At 42.1% G+C, this 14,933-nt stretch carries 14 protein-coding genes and 4 pseudogenes; 14 read left to right on the top strand and 4 right to left on the bottom strand.

The annotated features are described in order from the left end of the window. Window positions 1–42: 42 nt before the first annotated feature. From KW548_13205 to KW548_13140, 14 genes and pseudogenes are all read left to right on the top strand, one after another. Window positions 43–1,196: pseudogene (locus KW548_13205) on the top strand (IS3 family transposase). Window positions 1,197–1,631: 435 nt separating this feature from the next. After that, window positions 1,632–2,618 carry a peptidoglycan-binding protein gene (locus KW548_13200; GenBank protein ID QXX06072.1) on the top strand — a complete coding sequence of 329 codons (987 nt, stop codon included), beginning with the start codon at window positions 1,632–1,634 and terminating at the stop codon, window positions 2,616–2,618. Next, on the top strand, window positions 2,579–2,977 hold the full coding sequence (locus KW548_13195; GenBank protein ID QXX06071.1) for a hypothetical protein: 399 nt from the start codon (window positions 2,579–2,581) through the stop codon (window positions 2,975–2,977). Before KW548_13200 ends, KW548_13195 begins: the two co-directional genes overlap by 40 nt. Continuing rightward, window positions 2,974–3,585: a hypothetical protein gene (locus KW548_13190; GenBank protein ID QXX06070.1), complete on the top strand. Its 612-nt coding sequence runs from the start codon at window positions 2,974–2,976 to the stop codon at window positions 3,583–3,585. Before KW548_13195 ends, KW548_13190 begins: the two co-directional genes overlap by 4 nt. A gap of 79 nt (window positions 3,586–3,664) precedes the next feature. After that, entirely contained in the window at window positions 3,665–3,817 is a 153-nt protein-coding gene (locus KW548_13185; GenBank protein QXX06069.1) for a hypothetical protein, read from the top strand. Continuing rightward, on the top strand, window positions 3,814–4,425 hold the full coding sequence (locus KW548_13180) for a hypothetical protein (protein QXX06068.1): 612 nt from the start codon (window positions 3,814–3,816) through the stop codon (window positions 4,423–4,425). The genes KW548_13185 and KW548_13180 overlap by 4 nt, the downstream gene beginning before the upstream one ends. A 148-nt stretch (window positions 4,426–4,573) precedes the next feature. Then, entirely contained in the window at window positions 4,574–5,185 is a 612-nt protein-coding gene (locus tag KW548_13175) for a hypothetical protein (protein QXX06067.1), read from the top strand. Window positions 5,186–5,341: 156 nt separating this feature from the next. Further along, window positions 5,342–6,010: pseudogene (locus KW548_13170) on the top strand (IS3 family transposase). A 381-nt stretch (window positions 6,011–6,391) separates the two neighbouring features. Next, window positions 6,392–6,631: a hypothetical protein gene (locus tag KW548_13165; protein ID QXX06066.1), complete on the top strand. Its 240-nt coding sequence runs from the start codon at window positions 6,392–6,394 to the stop codon at window positions 6,629–6,631. Window positions 6,632–6,717: 86 nt separating this feature from the next. Further along, window positions 6,718–7,047 (top strand): annotated as a pseudogene (locus KW548_13160) (transposase). Window positions 7,048–7,388: 341 nt separating this feature from the next. After that, on the top strand, window positions 7,389–8,738 hold the full coding sequence (locus KW548_13155; GenBank protein ID QXX06065.1) for a peptidoglycan-binding protein: 1,350 nt from the start codon (window positions 7,389–7,391) through the stop codon (window positions 8,736–8,738). Then, window positions 8,735–9,310: a hypothetical protein gene (locus tag KW548_13150; protein ID QXX06064.1), complete on the top strand. Its 576-nt coding sequence runs from the start codon at window positions 8,735–8,737 to the stop codon at window positions 9,308–9,310. Before KW548_13155 ends, KW548_13150 begins: the two co-directional genes overlap by 4 nt. A 227-nt stretch (window positions 9,311–9,537) precedes the next feature. After that, on the top strand, window positions 9,538–10,113 hold the full coding sequence (locus tag KW548_13145; protein QXX06063.1) for a hypothetical protein: 576 nt from the start codon (window positions 9,538–9,540) through the stop codon (window positions 10,111–10,113). 242 nt (window positions 10,114–10,355) lie between these two features. After that, window positions 10,356–10,635, top strand: a pseudogene (locus tag KW548_13140) (IS3 family transposase). A 227-nt stretch (window positions 10,636–10,862) separates the two neighbouring features. On the opposite strand, the gene KW548_13135 reads toward KW548_13140, so the two are convergent. The 4 genes from KW548_13135 to KW548_13120 form a co-directional block, all read right to left on the bottom strand. Then, window positions 10,863–12,869: a flavohemoglobin expression-modulating QEGLA motif protein gene (locus KW548_13135; protein QXX06062.1), complete on the bottom strand. Its 2,007-nt coding sequence runs from the start codon at window positions 12,867–12,869 to the stop codon at window positions 10,863–10,865. Continuing rightward, window positions 12,850–13,890 (bottom strand): glutathione synthase, encoded by a 1,041-nt coding sequence (gene gshB / locus KW548_13130; GenBank protein QXX06061.1) that lies wholly within the window; start codon window positions 13,888–13,890, stop codon window positions 12,850–12,852. The genes KW548_13135 and gshB overlap by 20 nt, the downstream gene beginning before the upstream one ends. Further along, entirely contained in the window at window positions 13,890–14,240 is a 351-nt protein-coding gene (locus KW548_13125; GenBank protein QXX06060.1) for a DUF413 domain-containing protein, read from the bottom strand. Before KW548_13125 ends, gshB begins: the two co-directional genes overlap by 1 nt. A gap of 311 nt (window positions 14,241–14,551) precedes the next feature. Then, window positions 14,552–14,890, bottom strand: coding sequence for a cytosolic protein (locus tag KW548_13120; protein QXX06059.1), 339 nt, complete (start codon window positions 14,888–14,890; stop codon window positions 14,552–14,554). Between the last annotated feature and the right edge of the window lie 43 nt (window positions 14,891–14,933).

Below are 14,933 nucleotides of genomic sequence, written 5' to 3'. Positions count from 1 at the left end.
CTTAATTGAGAGACAATATTTGTCAGATCAATGAGGTGAAACATGACGGAGAAAAGAGCTTACAAACGCTACTCCAAGGAATTTAAAGAAGAAGCCGTAGCGTTAGTCCGAGAGCAAAGTTATAGCGTAGCTCAGGCTGCAGAAGCTGTTGGTGTTACAGTTCTCTACAAGTGGAAGGAAAAGCTAGAAGCCCAGTTAGAAGGCACTGAGCTATCCGATGATGAACGTGATGAGCTCAAGCGACTACGTAGAGAAGTCAAAGAGTTACGTATGGAAAAGGAAATCCTAAAAAAGGCATCAGCCTTCTTCGCGAAAGAAATGAAGTAAAGTTTAACTTCATCAAAACTGAGTCAATCCGATACCCAGTAATCTTCCTTTGTCAGACGATGAGAGTAAGCCGCTCAGGTTATTACGACTGGTTGAAACGGCCAGCAAAAATGATCACTGCTGAAACGTTGAACCTTTATCGCCGGGTGAAGTTACTATTTAAACAAAGCTGACAAAGTCTTGGGAATCGTGAAGTGACAAAGAAGCTGCGTGAAGAAGGCTTTACCGTTGGTCGGTACAGGGTTCGCACTGTGATGAACAGACTCGGCCTAAAAGTAACTCAGCGAGTGGCTTGCAAAGTCACGACGAAACGCAAACACAGTGATGCCGTAGCCGATAAATTGTTGAACCAAAACTTTAATCCAGTTGCTCCTAATCAGGTTTGGGCGGGTGACGTTACTTATCTGAAGACAGGTGAAGGCTGGATGTATTTAGCTATCGTCATGGACTTGTACTCGCGGCGAGTTGTTGGCTGGTAGATTGATAGGCGAATGACAACCGACTTAGTTAGCAAGGCCTTGATAAAGGCAGATAACCTGAGACAACCAGAAAAGGTGCTTGTGTTCCACAGTGATAGAGGCTCTCAGTATACGAGCAGACAATATCGCAAACAGCTACAAGGTTATAGCATGCGAGCGAACATGGGAGATGTAAGGGCTTGCTGGGATAATGCAGTGGTCGAGCGGTTCTTCGGAAGTTTAAAGCACGACTGGTTGTTTAAAGTGCACCAGCTAACCAGAGAGCATATGAAGGAAGATGTCTCAGCCTACATGAGGTATTGCAATCTCGAAAGGCTGCATTCGGCGAACAATGACATGTCGCTGGTTAATTATGAAAAGTCTCTAAAGAAAGTGTCTGGTTGGAATTGACCAGAACAATCCTTCCTCGTATTGCTGAGCGGTTAAAAGGTTTCGTCGAGACTTTTATTCAAGGGTTTCATTAATCTTTATAACCATACAGTCCAATTAAATGAAGGCAGCCAACTAGGCTGCCTTATTGGTAACTGTTGAAAGCTACCCCACCAACCCCACTAAAGAAGCTAAAGTCACTTCGTTTTGAGTGACTTCCTTGGCCTCAAATCAAGCCAATATAACTGCAAATTAATGGTACTAAGCGCATTTAATAAACCAAGCGAAAACAGCTTATGGTGCCTGCCCCTAAATCAACCTAAATCACTAGCGGGTTAGTGAGAGTAGGGCTGATAAATAATGTTAAATCATAATAATAATGGTGATGTAGCCTGAAAACGCATTGAACGATATTTATACAATTTTAGCTCCATTTCTTATGTGAGCGAACTTAAAATGCGTTATAAATCTTTTCCAGATGAGCCAGAAGAAAGGCAAGAAACCACCCGAGAAAGAGCACAACGTCACCGTCAAGAGCGGAGAGCAGAATTAACCTATACCGCGAAAGATCGACAACGGTGGGCTGAAAATAGAGAGCGTGTTCTTGCCGAGCGCGAGGCAAATGGCACGAAAGACAGTTTAGATAAGCTTCATTTGCAGTTTTTCGCCAAGAACAGAAAACCAACACACACCATGATGTTGAAATCTTCAATATTGAAAGAGTCAAAACCTCTTAATCAGTTGGCGGAAGGCAATTTTCATGCTGTTAAACAAGGCGCTAGTGATACCGAAGAAATAAAGAAAATCCAACAGGCCTTGATGGCATTGGGTTTTGACTTGGGGAAATCTGGCGCTGATGGCGATTTTGGCCGTGCGACAGAAGGTGCAGTTAAACAGTTTCAAACCCACTATAAACCGACTCATACTACGCATAAAAGCTACCTATTCGGCGGCGTTGATGGGATTGTCGACAAAAATACCATTCTTGCTTTAGATGAGGCCGTTGTTGAAGAGTGGAAGTATTCGTTTATGTTTACACTTGAGATGCTACAAGCAGTGTACCCAAGGGTAAGCAGTAGCAAGCAAAATCTGTTGCAAGGTATTGTGGATGAGCTCAATGACCATATTGAGTTTTATAAGCTTGATACCCCTTTGCGTAGGACTCATTTCTTCGCGCAGATAATGCAAGAAACGGGGCCCACTTTGAACATGGCAGAATACACCAATTACCGGACTACGGTATTAGACACCTCTCAGTTCAAGACAGCGAGAAAGAAATACTATCCAGCAGATCATAAACTTCATCCCGGCAAACGATATATTGATGTTCTGGGTATTGATAGAAAAGAAAATGGAGTTTTTGTAAAAAAGATGGCACAAGGCCATCAGAAGATGATAAACGCATGCTGTTTAACGTTATGTACGGAAGTAGGGGAGATTTAAAGAATGGTGATTACTTAACAACGGATGACGGTTGGAACTTTAGAGGTCGAGGGTTAAAGCAGTTAACTGGTCGTGGCAATTATACCGCTTTTAATGAATGGCATGCCGCTCACCAAGCGCGCTGGCCTGATGATATTATCGATGCAGTTAATAACCCGGATATATTGTTGGAGGTTAAGTATGCCACACGCTCGGCAGCGAATTTTTGGTTGGTCAACAAAGTCTATTTGAAAGCCGATGCTGGAGCAGAGGATTCCGCTATTAACTCGGTGACGGAAATTGTTAATCGTGGTACTGATAGTTATGGTTTGCGTAGGAATAATTTTAATAAGCTATGGGAAGCTAAGGTGTTTGAATGAAATTGAGAAGGTTATTATTGGCTCTAATTGTTAACGTTGTATTTGTATCCACAGTTTATGCTCATCCGTTGATCATTAAAGAAGATGACCGTTTGAATCGGACACTCTGTCAAGATGATGAAGATATCTATTTTAATGCTCAACTAGAAAATGGAAAAATAGCGTCTTTGTGCGCTTATCTACATTACAGCCCTGATACTGGCTACGTTAAATACCGCTATGGAGATGTAGGTAGTGTAGAGTTAGAGTTCCCAAGTGATAAAAAGCCACCAAGAGGGCGTTTTTTGACCTACCACGTCCGTTTAGGGCCTAACGTGCAAGGGCATTGGGTCTACTTTTATATCAATGATTACCGATATTTACTCTCTTCAGTTAATAACGGATGTCTTGTTAGTGTGTATGATATGTCTTCAATCAAAGGCGAGAAATTATTTCTAGGGTACTGTGAAAAACAATCTGAATTGAAAGGAAAGGTGCTTACTTCTGGGTTGCTTCTTGATAAAGCTGAAGTTTATGAGAAGTTCCCAGAACAATCTCAAGACCCTACAGAGCCAGAGTTTCATCGCCCTGAATTTAATCGTATTTATGGTGAAAGGCAACGTCCATAAATACCATATTTTATTGAACTTCAATGGGTGAGTGCGCAGTGGATTGTTTCGGTAGAACAATGATTCACTAAAGGTCGCAATGGCGGCCATCTTTGCCTTATTGAAAGCCGACGCTGGAGCAGAGGATTCCGCGATTAACTCGGTAACGGAAATTGTTAATAGTGGTACTGATAGTTATGGTTTGCGTAGGAATAATTTTAATAAGCTATGGGAAGCTAAGGTGTTTGAATGAAGTTGAGAAGGTTATTATTGGCTTTAATTGTTAACGTTGTATTTGTATCCACAGTTTATGCTCATCCATTGATCATTAAAGAAGATGACACTTTGAATCGGACACTCTGTCAAGATGATGAAGATATCTATTTTAATGCTCAACTAGAAAATGGAAAACTAGCGTCTTTGTGCGCTTATCAACATTACAGCCCTGATACTGGCTACGTTAAATACCGTTATGGAGATGTGGGGAGTGTAGAGTTAGAGTTCCCAAGTGATAAAAAACCACCAAGAGGGCGTTTTTTAACTTATCACACCCGTTTGTCGCCTAGCTTGCAAGGACATTGGGTCTATTTTTATATCAATGATTCCCGATATTTGCTCTCTTCATTTAATCGTGGATGTAGCGTTAGTGTGCATGATGTCTCTTCAATTAAAAGCGTGAGATTATTTCGAGAGCGGTGTGAAAAACAATCTGAATTGAAAGTAGATAGACGCAGAACGGGGCTGCTTCTTGATGAAGCTGAAGTGTATGAAAAATTCCCAGAACAATCTCAAGACCCTACAGAGCCAGAGTTTCATCGCCCTGAATTTAATCGTATTAATGGTGAAAGGCAACGTCCATAAATACCATATTTTATTGAACTTCGATGCTTTAGTGCGCAGTGGACTGTTTCGGTAGAACAATGAGTCACTAAAGGTCGTGATAGCGGTACTGGTAGTTATAAGTTGCGTAGGGATAATTTTACAAGCTATGGGAAGCTAAGGTGTTTAAATGAAGTTGAGAAGGTTATTATCGGCTCTAATTGTTAACGTTGTATTTGTACCAACAGTTTATGCTCATCCGTCAATCCTTAAAGAAGATGACACTTTGAATCGGACACTCTGTCAAGATGATGAAGATATCTATTTTAATGCTCAACTAAAAAATGGGAAAATAGCGTCTTTGTGCGCTTATCAGCATTACAGCCCCGATACTGGCTACGTGAAATACCGCTATGGAGATGTGGGTAGTGTCGAGTTAGAGTTCCCAAGTGATAAAAAACCACCAAGAGGGCGCTTTTTAACTTATCACGTCCGTTTAGGGCCTAATTTACAAGGGCATGACGTCTACTTTTATATTAATGATTATCGATATTTGCTCTCTTCATTTAATCATGGATGTCATGTTAGTGTGCATGATGTCTCTTCAACTAAAAGCGTGAGATTATTTCTAGAGCGCTGTGAAAAACAATCTGAATTGAAAGTAGATAGACGCAGAACGGGGCTGCTTCTTGATGAAGCTGAAGTGTATGAGAAGTTCCCAGAACAATCTCAAGACCCTACAGAGCCAGAGTTTCATCGCCCTGAATTTAATCGTATTTATGGTGAAAGGCAACGTCCATAAATACCATATTTTATTGAACTTCAATGGTTTAGTGCGCAGTGGATTGTTTCGGTAGAACAATGATTCACTAAAGGTCGTGATAGCGGTACTGATAGTTATGGTTTACGTAGGAATAATTTTAAAAAACTATGGGAAGCTAAGGTGTTTGAATGAGCTTATGGTGCCTGTCCCTAAATCACTATTCATGTTCTGCTTCGGCGCGAAGGCTGGCTGGTCAATCACAAGAAAGTATTGCGAATTTACCGTGAAGAAGGCTTAAACCTGCGGAGTAAGCGTCCCAAACGCCGAGTGTCAGCGGCACATCGAATGGAACGCCCGGAAGTCACGGCACCAGATCAATGTTGGAGCATGGATTTTGTGGCGGACAACCTGTTTGACGGCAAGCGGATAAGAGCGTTAACTATAGTGGATAATTTTAGTCGTGAGTGCATGGCGATTCACGTTGATCATGGTATTCGGGGTGAGCATGTCGTTGACGTAATAAATATCATCGGACAGCTCCACGGTCGCTGTCCTGAGCGCATACAAGTTGATAATGGAAGTGAATTTATCTCTAAAGCTCTCGATAAGTTGGCGTATGAGAGACAGGTTACCTTAGACTTCTCCAGGCCAGGAAAACCAACGGATAACCCGTTTATCGAATCTTTTAATGGCAGTTTCAGGGATGAATGTTTGAATAGCCACTGGTTTTTATCATTGGAAGATGCGCAAGACAAAATTGAGAGCTGGCGAGTCGAATATAACGAGTTTCGTCCTCATTCATCACTGGAAAATCTAACACCGATCCAGTTTCGGGATCGGCATCGGGAAGCCGGAAATTTCTAGTTTTAAGTGTTTCGGTTTTTGGTAGGGGATCAAATAAACGGAATAACTCCAATTGCTAGCGACCAGTTTTTGGGGAGGGTTACAGTTCATTAGAGGATTTGTGCGGATCATGTCTCAGATAACACTCTGCCGAGTTTTTATGTGATGACATTAATTATAGCTCGGACTATTTACTCGAATTTTTAATGACTTATAATACAATTTTGGAAAGTCAGGTAGATAGAAAGACGAGACTGCCTGTTATTTAGAATGTTATTTTTCAGTCGAGAATATAATGAAAAGACTATTTTTTATACTTAGCTTGTTTTTTTAACGTCACCAATTGTGATTGCTGGTGAAGGAAGTGGGACCATTTCCAGAATCTACGTTCATGAAAAAAACATGTCATATGAAGCACCAAATGGTGTTGTAATGTTTAAAGTCACAACACATACAAACGCTCCGGCTGAATGCCCTAGTGAAGAGTGGGCGTTTTCATTGGAAACAGAAGTAGGTAAAGCTATGTATTCCTTATTACTATCCGCAGCTGCACAAAAGCAATCTGTTGTTGTTAAGGGATCTGGAGACTGCGGGGATTGGAAAGATCGAGAAAGACCTTATTATATATATGTGAATTATTAGCTTACTATGGCGTTGTTGCCTAAATCAGTTGAACCTTTTTCAAGTCCTGCTATCTGAACCTTTGCAATGGCTAGAGCGGCGGTGACATTGGTAAAGCAAAAAAGAAGATAACTCACTGGACGGAGTACAATAAGGCTCTTTGCAAACGTGGCTCGGTTACGTTCTGGATAGATAATTCAGCCGTAGATGCATGGCGATGCAAAACCCATTATGGTAAGCGTGGTAGAGGCTTTCAGTACTCTGATACAGCGATTGAAACTGCCTTGATGATTAAAAGGATATTCTCAATACCATTGCGTGCTCTTCAAGGTTTTCTCGACTCTATCTTTGAGTTATTAGATATTTCACTTATGTCCCCAGAATACACCTGTATCAGTAAACGCTCGAAGACAGTTCCGACCAAATACCGCAATAGATTTTGACCATCTAAAGTGGCTTCGCTTTAGATTTTTATTGAGTCAAATCTCTGTGTGAGCAGTGACTTGCAGTACCAGAAATTTGAAACTAAAACCCCATATCAATGAGGGAAACGTGTCCCGAAAAAGTCGCGCATAACACGTGTGCGACTAGCTCAGGCAGCTTATGGTGCCTGTCCCTAAATCATGTCCCCCTAAATCAACCTAAATCACTAGCGGGTTAGTGAGAGCAGGGCTGATAAATAATGTTAAATCATAATAATAATGGTGATGTAGCCTGAAAACGCATTGAACGATATTTATACAATTTTAGCTCCATTTCTTATGTGAGCGAACTTAAAATGCGTTATAAATCTTTTCCAGATGAGCCAGAAGAAAGGCAAGAAACCACCCGAGAAAGAGCACAACGTCACCGTCAAGAGCGGAGAGCAGAATTAACCTATACCGCGAAAGATCGACAACGGTGGGCTGAAAATAGAGAGCGCGTTCTTGCCGAGCGCGAGGCAAATGGTACCAAAGACAGTTTAGATAAGCTTCATTTGCAGTTTTTCGCCAAGAACAGAAAACCAACACAAACAATGATGTTGAAATCTTCAATATTGAAAGAGTCAAAACCTCTTAATCAGTTGGCGGGCGGCAATTTTCATGCTGTTAAACAAGGCGCCAGTGATACTGAAGAAATAAAGAAAATCCAACAGGCCTTGATGGCATTGGGTTTTGACTTGGGGAAATCTGGCGCTGATGGCGATTTTGGCCGCGCGACAGAAGGCGCAGTGAAACAGTTTCAAACCCACTATAAACCGACACATACCACGCATAAAAGCTACCCATTTGGCGGCGTGAATGGGATTGTCGACAAAAACACCATTCTGGCTTTAGATGAGGCCGTTGTTGAAGAGTGGAAGTATTCATTTATGTTTACACTTGAGATGCTACAAGCCGTGTACCCAAGGGTAAGCAGTAGCAAGCAAAACCTGTTGCAAGGTATCGTGGATGAGCTCAATGACCATATTGAGTTTTATAAGCTTGATACCCCTTTGCGTAGGACTCATTTCTTCGCGCAGATAATGCAAGAAACTGGGCCTACTTTGAATATGGCAGAATACACCAATTACCGGACTACGGTATTAGACACCTCTCAGTTCGAGACAGGGAGAAAGAGAAAATACCCAGCAGATCATAAACTTCATCCCGGCAAACGATATATTGATGTTCTGGGCATCGATAGAAAAGAAAATGGTTTTTTTGTAAAAAAAGATGGCACAAGGCCATCTGAAGATGATAAACGCATGCTGTTTAATGTTATATACGGAGGTCGGGAAGACGAGTTAGGTAACGGTGATTACTTAACAACGGATGACGGTTGGAATTTTAGAGGTCGAGGGTTGAAGCAGTTAACTGGCCGTGATAACTACACTGCTTTTAATGAATGGCATGCCGCTCACCAAGCGCGCTGGCCTGATGATATTATCGATGCGGTTAATCATCCGGAGATATTGTTGGAGGTTAAGTATGCCACACGCTCGGCAGCGAACTTTTGGTTAGTCAACAACGTCTATTTGAAAGCCGATGCTGGTGCAGAGGATTCCGCTATTAACTCGGTAACGAGAGCTGTTAATAGTGGCACTGATAGTTATAAGTTGCGTAGGGATAATTTTAACAAGCTATGGGAAGCTAAGGTGTTTGAATGAAGTTGAGAAGGTTATTATTGGCTTTAATTGTTAACGTTGTATTTTTGTCAACAGTTTATGCTCATCCGTTAATCATTAAAGAAGATGACACTTTGAATCGGACACTCTGTCAAGATGATGAAGATATCTATTTTAATGCCCAACTAAAAAATGGGAAAATAGCGTCTTTGTGCGCTTATCAGCATTACAGTCCTGATACTGGCTACGTTAAATACCGCTATGGAGATGTAGGTAGTGTAGAGTTAGTGTTCCCAAGTGATAAAAAACCACCAAGAGGGCGTTTTTTAACTTATCACTCTCGTTTGTCGCCTAGCTTGCAAGGGCATATGGTCTACTTTTATATTAATGATTACCGATATTTGCTCTCTTCATTTAATCATGGATGTAGTGTTAGTGTACATGATGTCTCTTCAATTAAAAGCGTGAGATTATTTCGAGAGCGGTGTGAAAAACAATCTGAATTGAAAGTAGATAGACGCAGAACGGGGCTGCTTCTTGATGAAGCTGAAGTTTATGAGAAGTTCCCAAAGCAATCTCAAGATCCTATAGAACCGCAGTTTCATAGTCCATAAATACCATATTTTATTGAACTTCGATGCTTTAGTGCGCAGTGGATTGTTTCGGTAGAACAATGAGTCACTAAAGCTCGCAATGGCGGTTTTTTTGCCTTATTGAAAGCCGATGCTGGAGCAGAGGATTCCGCTATTAACTCGGTGACGGAAATTGTTAATAGTGGTACTAGTAGTTATGGTTTGCGTAGGAATAATTTTAATAAGCTATGGGACGCTGAGGTGTTTGAATGAAGTTGAGAAGGTTATTATCGGCTCTAATTGTTAACGTTGTATGTGTACCAACAGTTTATGCTCATCCGTTGATCATTAAAGAAGATGACACTTTGAATCGGACACTCTGTCAAGATGATGAAGATATCTATTTTAATGCTCAACTAGAAAATGGAAAACTAGCGTCTTTGTGCGCTTATCAGCATTACAGCCCTGATACTGGCTACGTGAAATACCGCTATGGAGATGTAGGTAGTATCGAGTTAGAGTTCCCAAGTGATAAAAAACCACCAAGAGGGCGCTTTTTAACTTATCACGCCCGTTTAGGGCCTAATTTACAAGGGCATGACGTCTACTTTTATATTAATGATTACCGATATTTGCTCTCTTCATTTAATAATGAATGTCATGTTAGTGTGCATGATGTCTCTTCAACTAAAAGCGTGAGATTATTTCTAGAGCGCTGTGAAAAGCAATCTAAATTGAAAGGGGAGATTTTTAGGTCTGGTTCGCTTCTTTCTACACCTGAAATTTATGAGAAGTTCCCAGAACAATCTCAAGACCCTATGGAGCCACAGTTTCATAGTCCATAAATACCATATTTTATTGAAATTCGATGGTTTAGTGCGCAGTGGATTGTTTCGGTAGAACAATGATTCACTAAAGGTCGTGATAGCGGTACTGATAGTTATGGTTTACGTAGGAATAATTTTAACAAGCTATGGGAAGCTAAGGTGTTTGAATGAAGTTGAGAAGAGAAGTGGCCCCCAATTTTCGGACATGACTTTAAGTGATTGATCGGTTGTGATAGTACCCAGAAACATTGGAACAGATTATGACTAGAAAACGTAGAAACCACTCTCCTGAATGTAAAGCTAAGGTGGCATTAGCGGCTGCTGAAGGTGACAAAACGGTCGCTGAATTGGCTCAAAATACAACCTTCATGCCAAGATCGGTCAGTTGACCATGGAAAATGATTTTTTGGCCAGAGTACTCGGTCGTTAGACCGAGCCCAGCGAAAACTCCCGCTGGTTAAATCCACACCATTGCCAATTAAACGCCAATGTGAACTGCTCAATATTGCTCGTTCAACGGTTTACTATCAGCCTCTTGGTTAACGTTGAAGCTAATTCATGTAGCGTAGAATTGATCAAATAGCGAACAAGCTTTGTCCAATCTGTCTTTCGGGAAGATTGGTTTGCGAGTGGTCACTTTACTACGTTGAGTAGCAGTCGTTGCTCAAATTTGCAGGAATCCCCTGATGATTTTCATCAAAATCATCAGGGGATTCCATAGAACTTAGTGCTCGCTTTTTTAGGGTGGGTAGATTGGTGTGTCCTCTCTATATCACCAACGACTCAATCAAATAATCAAGTGTGTGGTCACGATTATCGGGTCTGCTTACCGTCGGTAGGAATGTCGGTTTTTTGAGCCAGCCACGGTTCATTAGCTCATCTAACAAATCGTGATAGCGGAAGCTACATTTTCCGACCATCAAGTTGTCGATTGAGCGAGATTTTTCAATGTTTAGGGCTTGTAAAAACCCTTTCAGATAGAGATGGTCTTTCGTAAAACCGCCACCGCGATATACACGAGTGGTCAGTGAAAAAGCACTTACCTTGTCAAGTTTTAATTCGTCGTGTAGATAACTGTATGTCTGGTAGAAGTTATGCTCTTTCAGCATTGAGTCTACAGCGAGCACACGTTTTGCCAGCATGTTCAAGCGTTCATGAGACAAATAGCCTGATTTATATTCCGCTAAAATCGCTAGACCTTCTTGCGATACCGTTGAGCCAGGCAGACCCAATCTCAGGATCTTCAGTTGCTGGGAGCGAGCGTTATAGTTAGTCGCCATATGTACACCAAGCTCATGTTGAGCCAACCGTTCTAGCTCTCGAGTTGAAAAAATCGCTTTGCTATTCACATACAGAGTCGGCGGGTTAGCTGTCACCATCGCCTTGGCGGCCAGAGTATTAGATCCAGTTACCTTGCATCGCATGCCCATCTTCACCGCTGCTCGTGAGAGGTGTTTTAGAGCAGTCGCTGAATCGAGTGGCTCACTATTCCCCTCATCAAGCAGCTTGGCGTATAAAAGGAATCTCGCATTATTAAGATCTTTTTCGTCTGGTCTACCATGGTAGCGGAGCGCATTATAAAGAAACGCTTCACTACCCACTGACGTCAGTAAGTCCATTTTGTCGTTTAGCTTTTGTACCATCTCGTTGTACAGATGGCGCATATCTGGGTCAGAAATGGTTTCTATCGGTAACCGGTAGAGCTTTTGTTTGAATTCACTAACGTTAATAGGAAGTTGTCGATAACGATAGTTAGGTGTGTATCGACTAGGCGCTGACTCAAAACGTTTGAACTCAGCCTGCAGATTGGTCGGATTGACGTATTTTAATGTTTCGACTTTACCTGCTAATTGATACAGCTGCTTATCAACAGTGATTAGGTTGGGTTCAATATGTGAGCTCAGCATATTGGCTTTGTTGATGCTACGTTTTTTATTGAACTTTCGATGTAGAAAAGCGCTAGTTTGGCTAAATGATGCCTTTAACCCAGATTGAAGGGCCTCTAGAACTAACGGGTATGGTGTGCCTGACTCTTCTTCCATAAACACCTTTTTGACCTCTGTTGGTAAAACCAAAGTGCGGTCAAAATGGGCATTGGTGTGTGATATCAGATAGCCTCTACCTTCAAATACACCATTGATCTCAGCGGTTGTGGTGATATTTGGTAATGAAACCTTCGCTAATTCAGAGCAAAAACGTTGTACAACTGACCCCCAACGCTCCATATCAATCTGTGCGGTACCAACGTTAAAGACTGGTGCATCACTGCTTTGGCGTTTGTAGTTATAGGAGTGCATATCAAACACCACAACGCTGCTGTGTAGGGATTCAAGCTTGGCGATGATGGCTTCGTAGATAGTATAAAACGCATTGTGTTTGCGATGGCTTTCTGCTCGATGCTTGGCGCTGAGTGGTTTCTTCCACACCAAACGATTCCATGCTGACTTGTAGTAGGTGCTTAAGGTTAATGCACGGTTAAGGTCATATTCAAATCTTGAATCAAGGCCGATGATGGTAATTGGCTGCGAAGCAATCATATCGTCTGTGAAAGGATCTTCTTCGAACAAACGCTCAGACTTATTCAGAACACAGCGATGAATTAAATCAGTTCGCAAGCGAGACCCCGCATGAATGGCAGTACAAACAACGGGAAGGTACTCATCAATTTTGACCAAACAGCCTGCATCGATGAGTTCGCCAGAGAAAGGTTGCCCTCGCTGGATCAGCGAGAGCATTTCTTTAAGTGAGTACTGATTATGGTTCAATGTGGGCATTCTCGACTGCCGTGCGGAAGGTACTCTTTCTTTGCTGTAGAACGTGTTTTGAATTCACAATGTTCTCTACAAAATCGATAACCTGACGTTGAAGACGTACGCGATTGAGCTTATTAATGCGCATAATGCCACCAGGGCTTAAAACGTTTACTTCGACCAGTTTATTGCCAATGACGTCCAGTCCGGTAAAGTAAAGGCCATCACGCACCAGTTTTGGACCGATCGCTGCGCATAGGCGCTTTTCTTCTTTGGTAATACTGTGTTTAACCACACGACCACCAGCATGCACGTTAGAGCGAAACTCTCCCGCTGCTGGGACGCGTTTCATAGCACCAATCGGCTCACCATTGAGCATTAAAATACGCTTGTCGCCTTCTTCTGCACCTTCAATATAGTCTTGGAGGATAACGTAGTTACTTTGGTCGCCCTCACCAATGTAGAAGTCTAGCAATGAACGGAAGTTTTGTTGAGCATTCTTCTCAATGACAATCACCCCATGACCACCGAAACCATTTAACGGTTTGAGGATCATTTTTTCACTGTCGCTTTCTTCAAGTACGCGTTGCAAATAATCACGGTTTTTAGATACGTGTGTTGCGGGGATAAATTTACTCGCAGCACCGCCCATGCTTGCGGTGTAGAGTTTGTTGTTTGCGAGTCTCAGACCTTCTAGATCGTTGATGATAAGAGTGTCGTCTTTGATGGAGTCTAAAAAGTTAAGTGCCAGGTTATCTAAAGGTGGATTAGCACGCATGAAGATGACGTCAAAGCCAGCCATAGGTAGACGTGCCTTTGAGAAGTCAGCTTGGCGGTAGAAAGCTGGAATTTTCTCAGAGACTTTCTGCCCTTTTTTTAAAACGTTACAGAAGCCAAATACAGTACTGTCGCGGATTGTTAATCCGCTGGTGGTTGTAATTGCTACAGTATGCCCACGTGCGGCACATTCATGAACAAGGCGAAGAGTAGTATCTGTTTCTGGGCACACACGCTCCCAAGGGTACATAAGGAAACAAATGTGCATTATTCGTCCTCGACTAAATCGTAATTGTTGTAGTCATCATCAGCGACTGCTGGCTTGCTATTGAGAGTGTGAAAACGTTTTTTACCACGAGAGAGCGTTACATACTTCATCCAAGTACGCTCTAATTTCGAACTCGCTTCTTTTTTCCCTCGCACAACCTCTAGAAAATCAGTTTCCGCTTGGCTTTCTGGTGAGAGTTCACCGCTTTCGAGTCCAAGTAGTGTGTTACCGAAGTAGGTTAGGATATCTCCTTCAGCTAACGTGAAGTCCCCGGATTTACAAAATCCGCGTGGAAAATGAACGTTATCATAGAAGTGCGTTTTACCTTGTCGAATTTCTTGAAAAGACATCGCAATCGTCTCGATTAAGTAGGGTTATTGATATGCGAAAGATATTCGTAGATAGGTCAACTGAACAACAAAATATATTTGTCGTTAAGGTTTGTTTTTTTTATCGTTTAGAGTGTTATAGAGATGTCCTTTGCTCTATTAGGGTGTGAAGCAAACGCGCGAATTATTCACGAATTAATCAGCGAATTGCGAATTAATCAGGACAGGCACCATTTACACAACGCTGGTTTTGTCTCACAGATTTTTTAGCCACTCGTTTTGCTAGGTGGTTTAAGGGGGCCATCCGCTGACTTCAACTTACCGACTAATCCTCAGTCCATGCGAGTAATAAAGGTTTGCTCGTCATCGACAAAAGCGACAAAGCCGCCGTGATAGATAAACACTCGACCACGCCCCTCGACTAAGCAGGCAAGCTGTGGATTCAAGTCTTCTTGGTCACCTTGGCGTTGAAAGGTGCCAGTATCGGTAATAATGCCGCTGAGTGTGGGCAAATATCCATAACGGCGCTTGGCTTGATCAATCAGGTTCAGTTCGCTCGCAGCAGAGAAACATGAGGGGATCGTACCTGCGTCTTCGATAAATAGAGGTTTCAGTTCTTCAAAAGCGGTAATCACCAGCCAGTCGATGCCGTTAACGTGATGGATAAACATAAAGTATCTCGGTCATTCTAATGCGGGGATTGTATCACTATCA

Origin of the sequence: Vibrio neptunius, assembly GCA_019339365.1 — a bacterium.
In the GTDB taxonomy this organism is placed as follows: domain Bacteria; phylum Pseudomonadota; class Gammaproteobacteria; order Enterobacterales; family Vibrionaceae; genus Vibrio; species Vibrio neptunius.
Note: the sequence above shows the minus strand (reverse complement) of the source record. Positions and strands in the feature narration are given on the sequence as shown.

What these genes read in the sequence shown, in the direction of transcription:
- KW548_13120 (QXX06059.1), bottom strand. Translation starts at nt 14,890, where the DNA reads ATGTTTATCCATCACGTTAACGGCATCGACTGGCTGGTGATTACCGCT.
- KW548_13135 (QXX06062.1), bottom strand. Translation starts at nt 12,869, where the DNA reads ATGCCCACATTGAACCATAATCAGTACTCACTTAAAGAAATGCTCTCG.
- KW548_13150 (QXX06064.1), top strand. Translation starts at nt 8,735, where the DNA reads ATGAAGTTGAGAAGGTTATTATTGGCTTTAATTGTTAACGTTGTATTT.
- KW548_13190 (QXX06070.1), top strand. Translation starts at nt 2,974, where the DNA reads ATGAAATTGAGAAGGTTATTATTGGCTCTAATTGTTAACGTTGTATTT.
- KW548_13175 (QXX06067.1), top strand. Translation starts at nt 4,574, where the DNA reads ATGAAGTTGAGAAGGTTATTATCGGCTCTAATTGTTAACGTTGTATTT.
- KW548_13155 (QXX06065.1), top strand. Translation starts at nt 7,389, where the DNA reads ATGCGTTATAAATCTTTTCCAGATGAGCCAGAAGAAAGGCAAGAAACC.
- KW548_13145 (QXX06063.1), top strand. Translation starts at nt 9,538, where the DNA reads ATGAAGTTGAGAAGGTTATTATCGGCTCTAATTGTTAACGTTGTATGT.
- KW548_13200 (QXX06072.1), top strand. Translation starts at nt 1,632, where the DNA reads ATGCGTTATAAATCTTTTCCAGATGAGCCAGAAGAAAGGCAAGAAACC.
- gshB (QXX06061.1), bottom strand. Translation starts at nt 13,890, where the DNA reads ATGCACATTTGTTTCCTTATGTACCCTTGGGAGCGTGTGTGCCCAGAA.
- KW548_13165 (QXX06066.1), top strand. Translation starts at nt 6,392, where the DNA reads ATGTCATATGAAGCACCAAATGGTGTTGTAATGTTTAAAGTCACAACA.
- KW548_13195 (QXX06071.1), top strand. Translation starts at nt 2,579, where the DNA reads ATGCTGTTTAACGTTATGTACGGAAGTAGGGGAGATTTAAAGAATGGT.
- KW548_13180 (QXX06068.1), top strand. Translation starts at nt 3,814, where the DNA reads ATGAAGTTGAGAAGGTTATTATTGGCTTTAATTGTTAACGTTGTATTT.
- KW548_13125 (QXX06060.1), bottom strand. Translation starts at nt 14,240, where the DNA reads ATGTCTTTTCAAGAAATTCGACAAGGTAAAACGCACTTCTATGATAAC.
- KW548_13185 (QXX06069.1), top strand. Translation starts at nt 3,665, where the DNA reads ATGGCGGCCATCTTTGCCTTATTGAAAGCCGACGCTGGAGCAGAGGAT.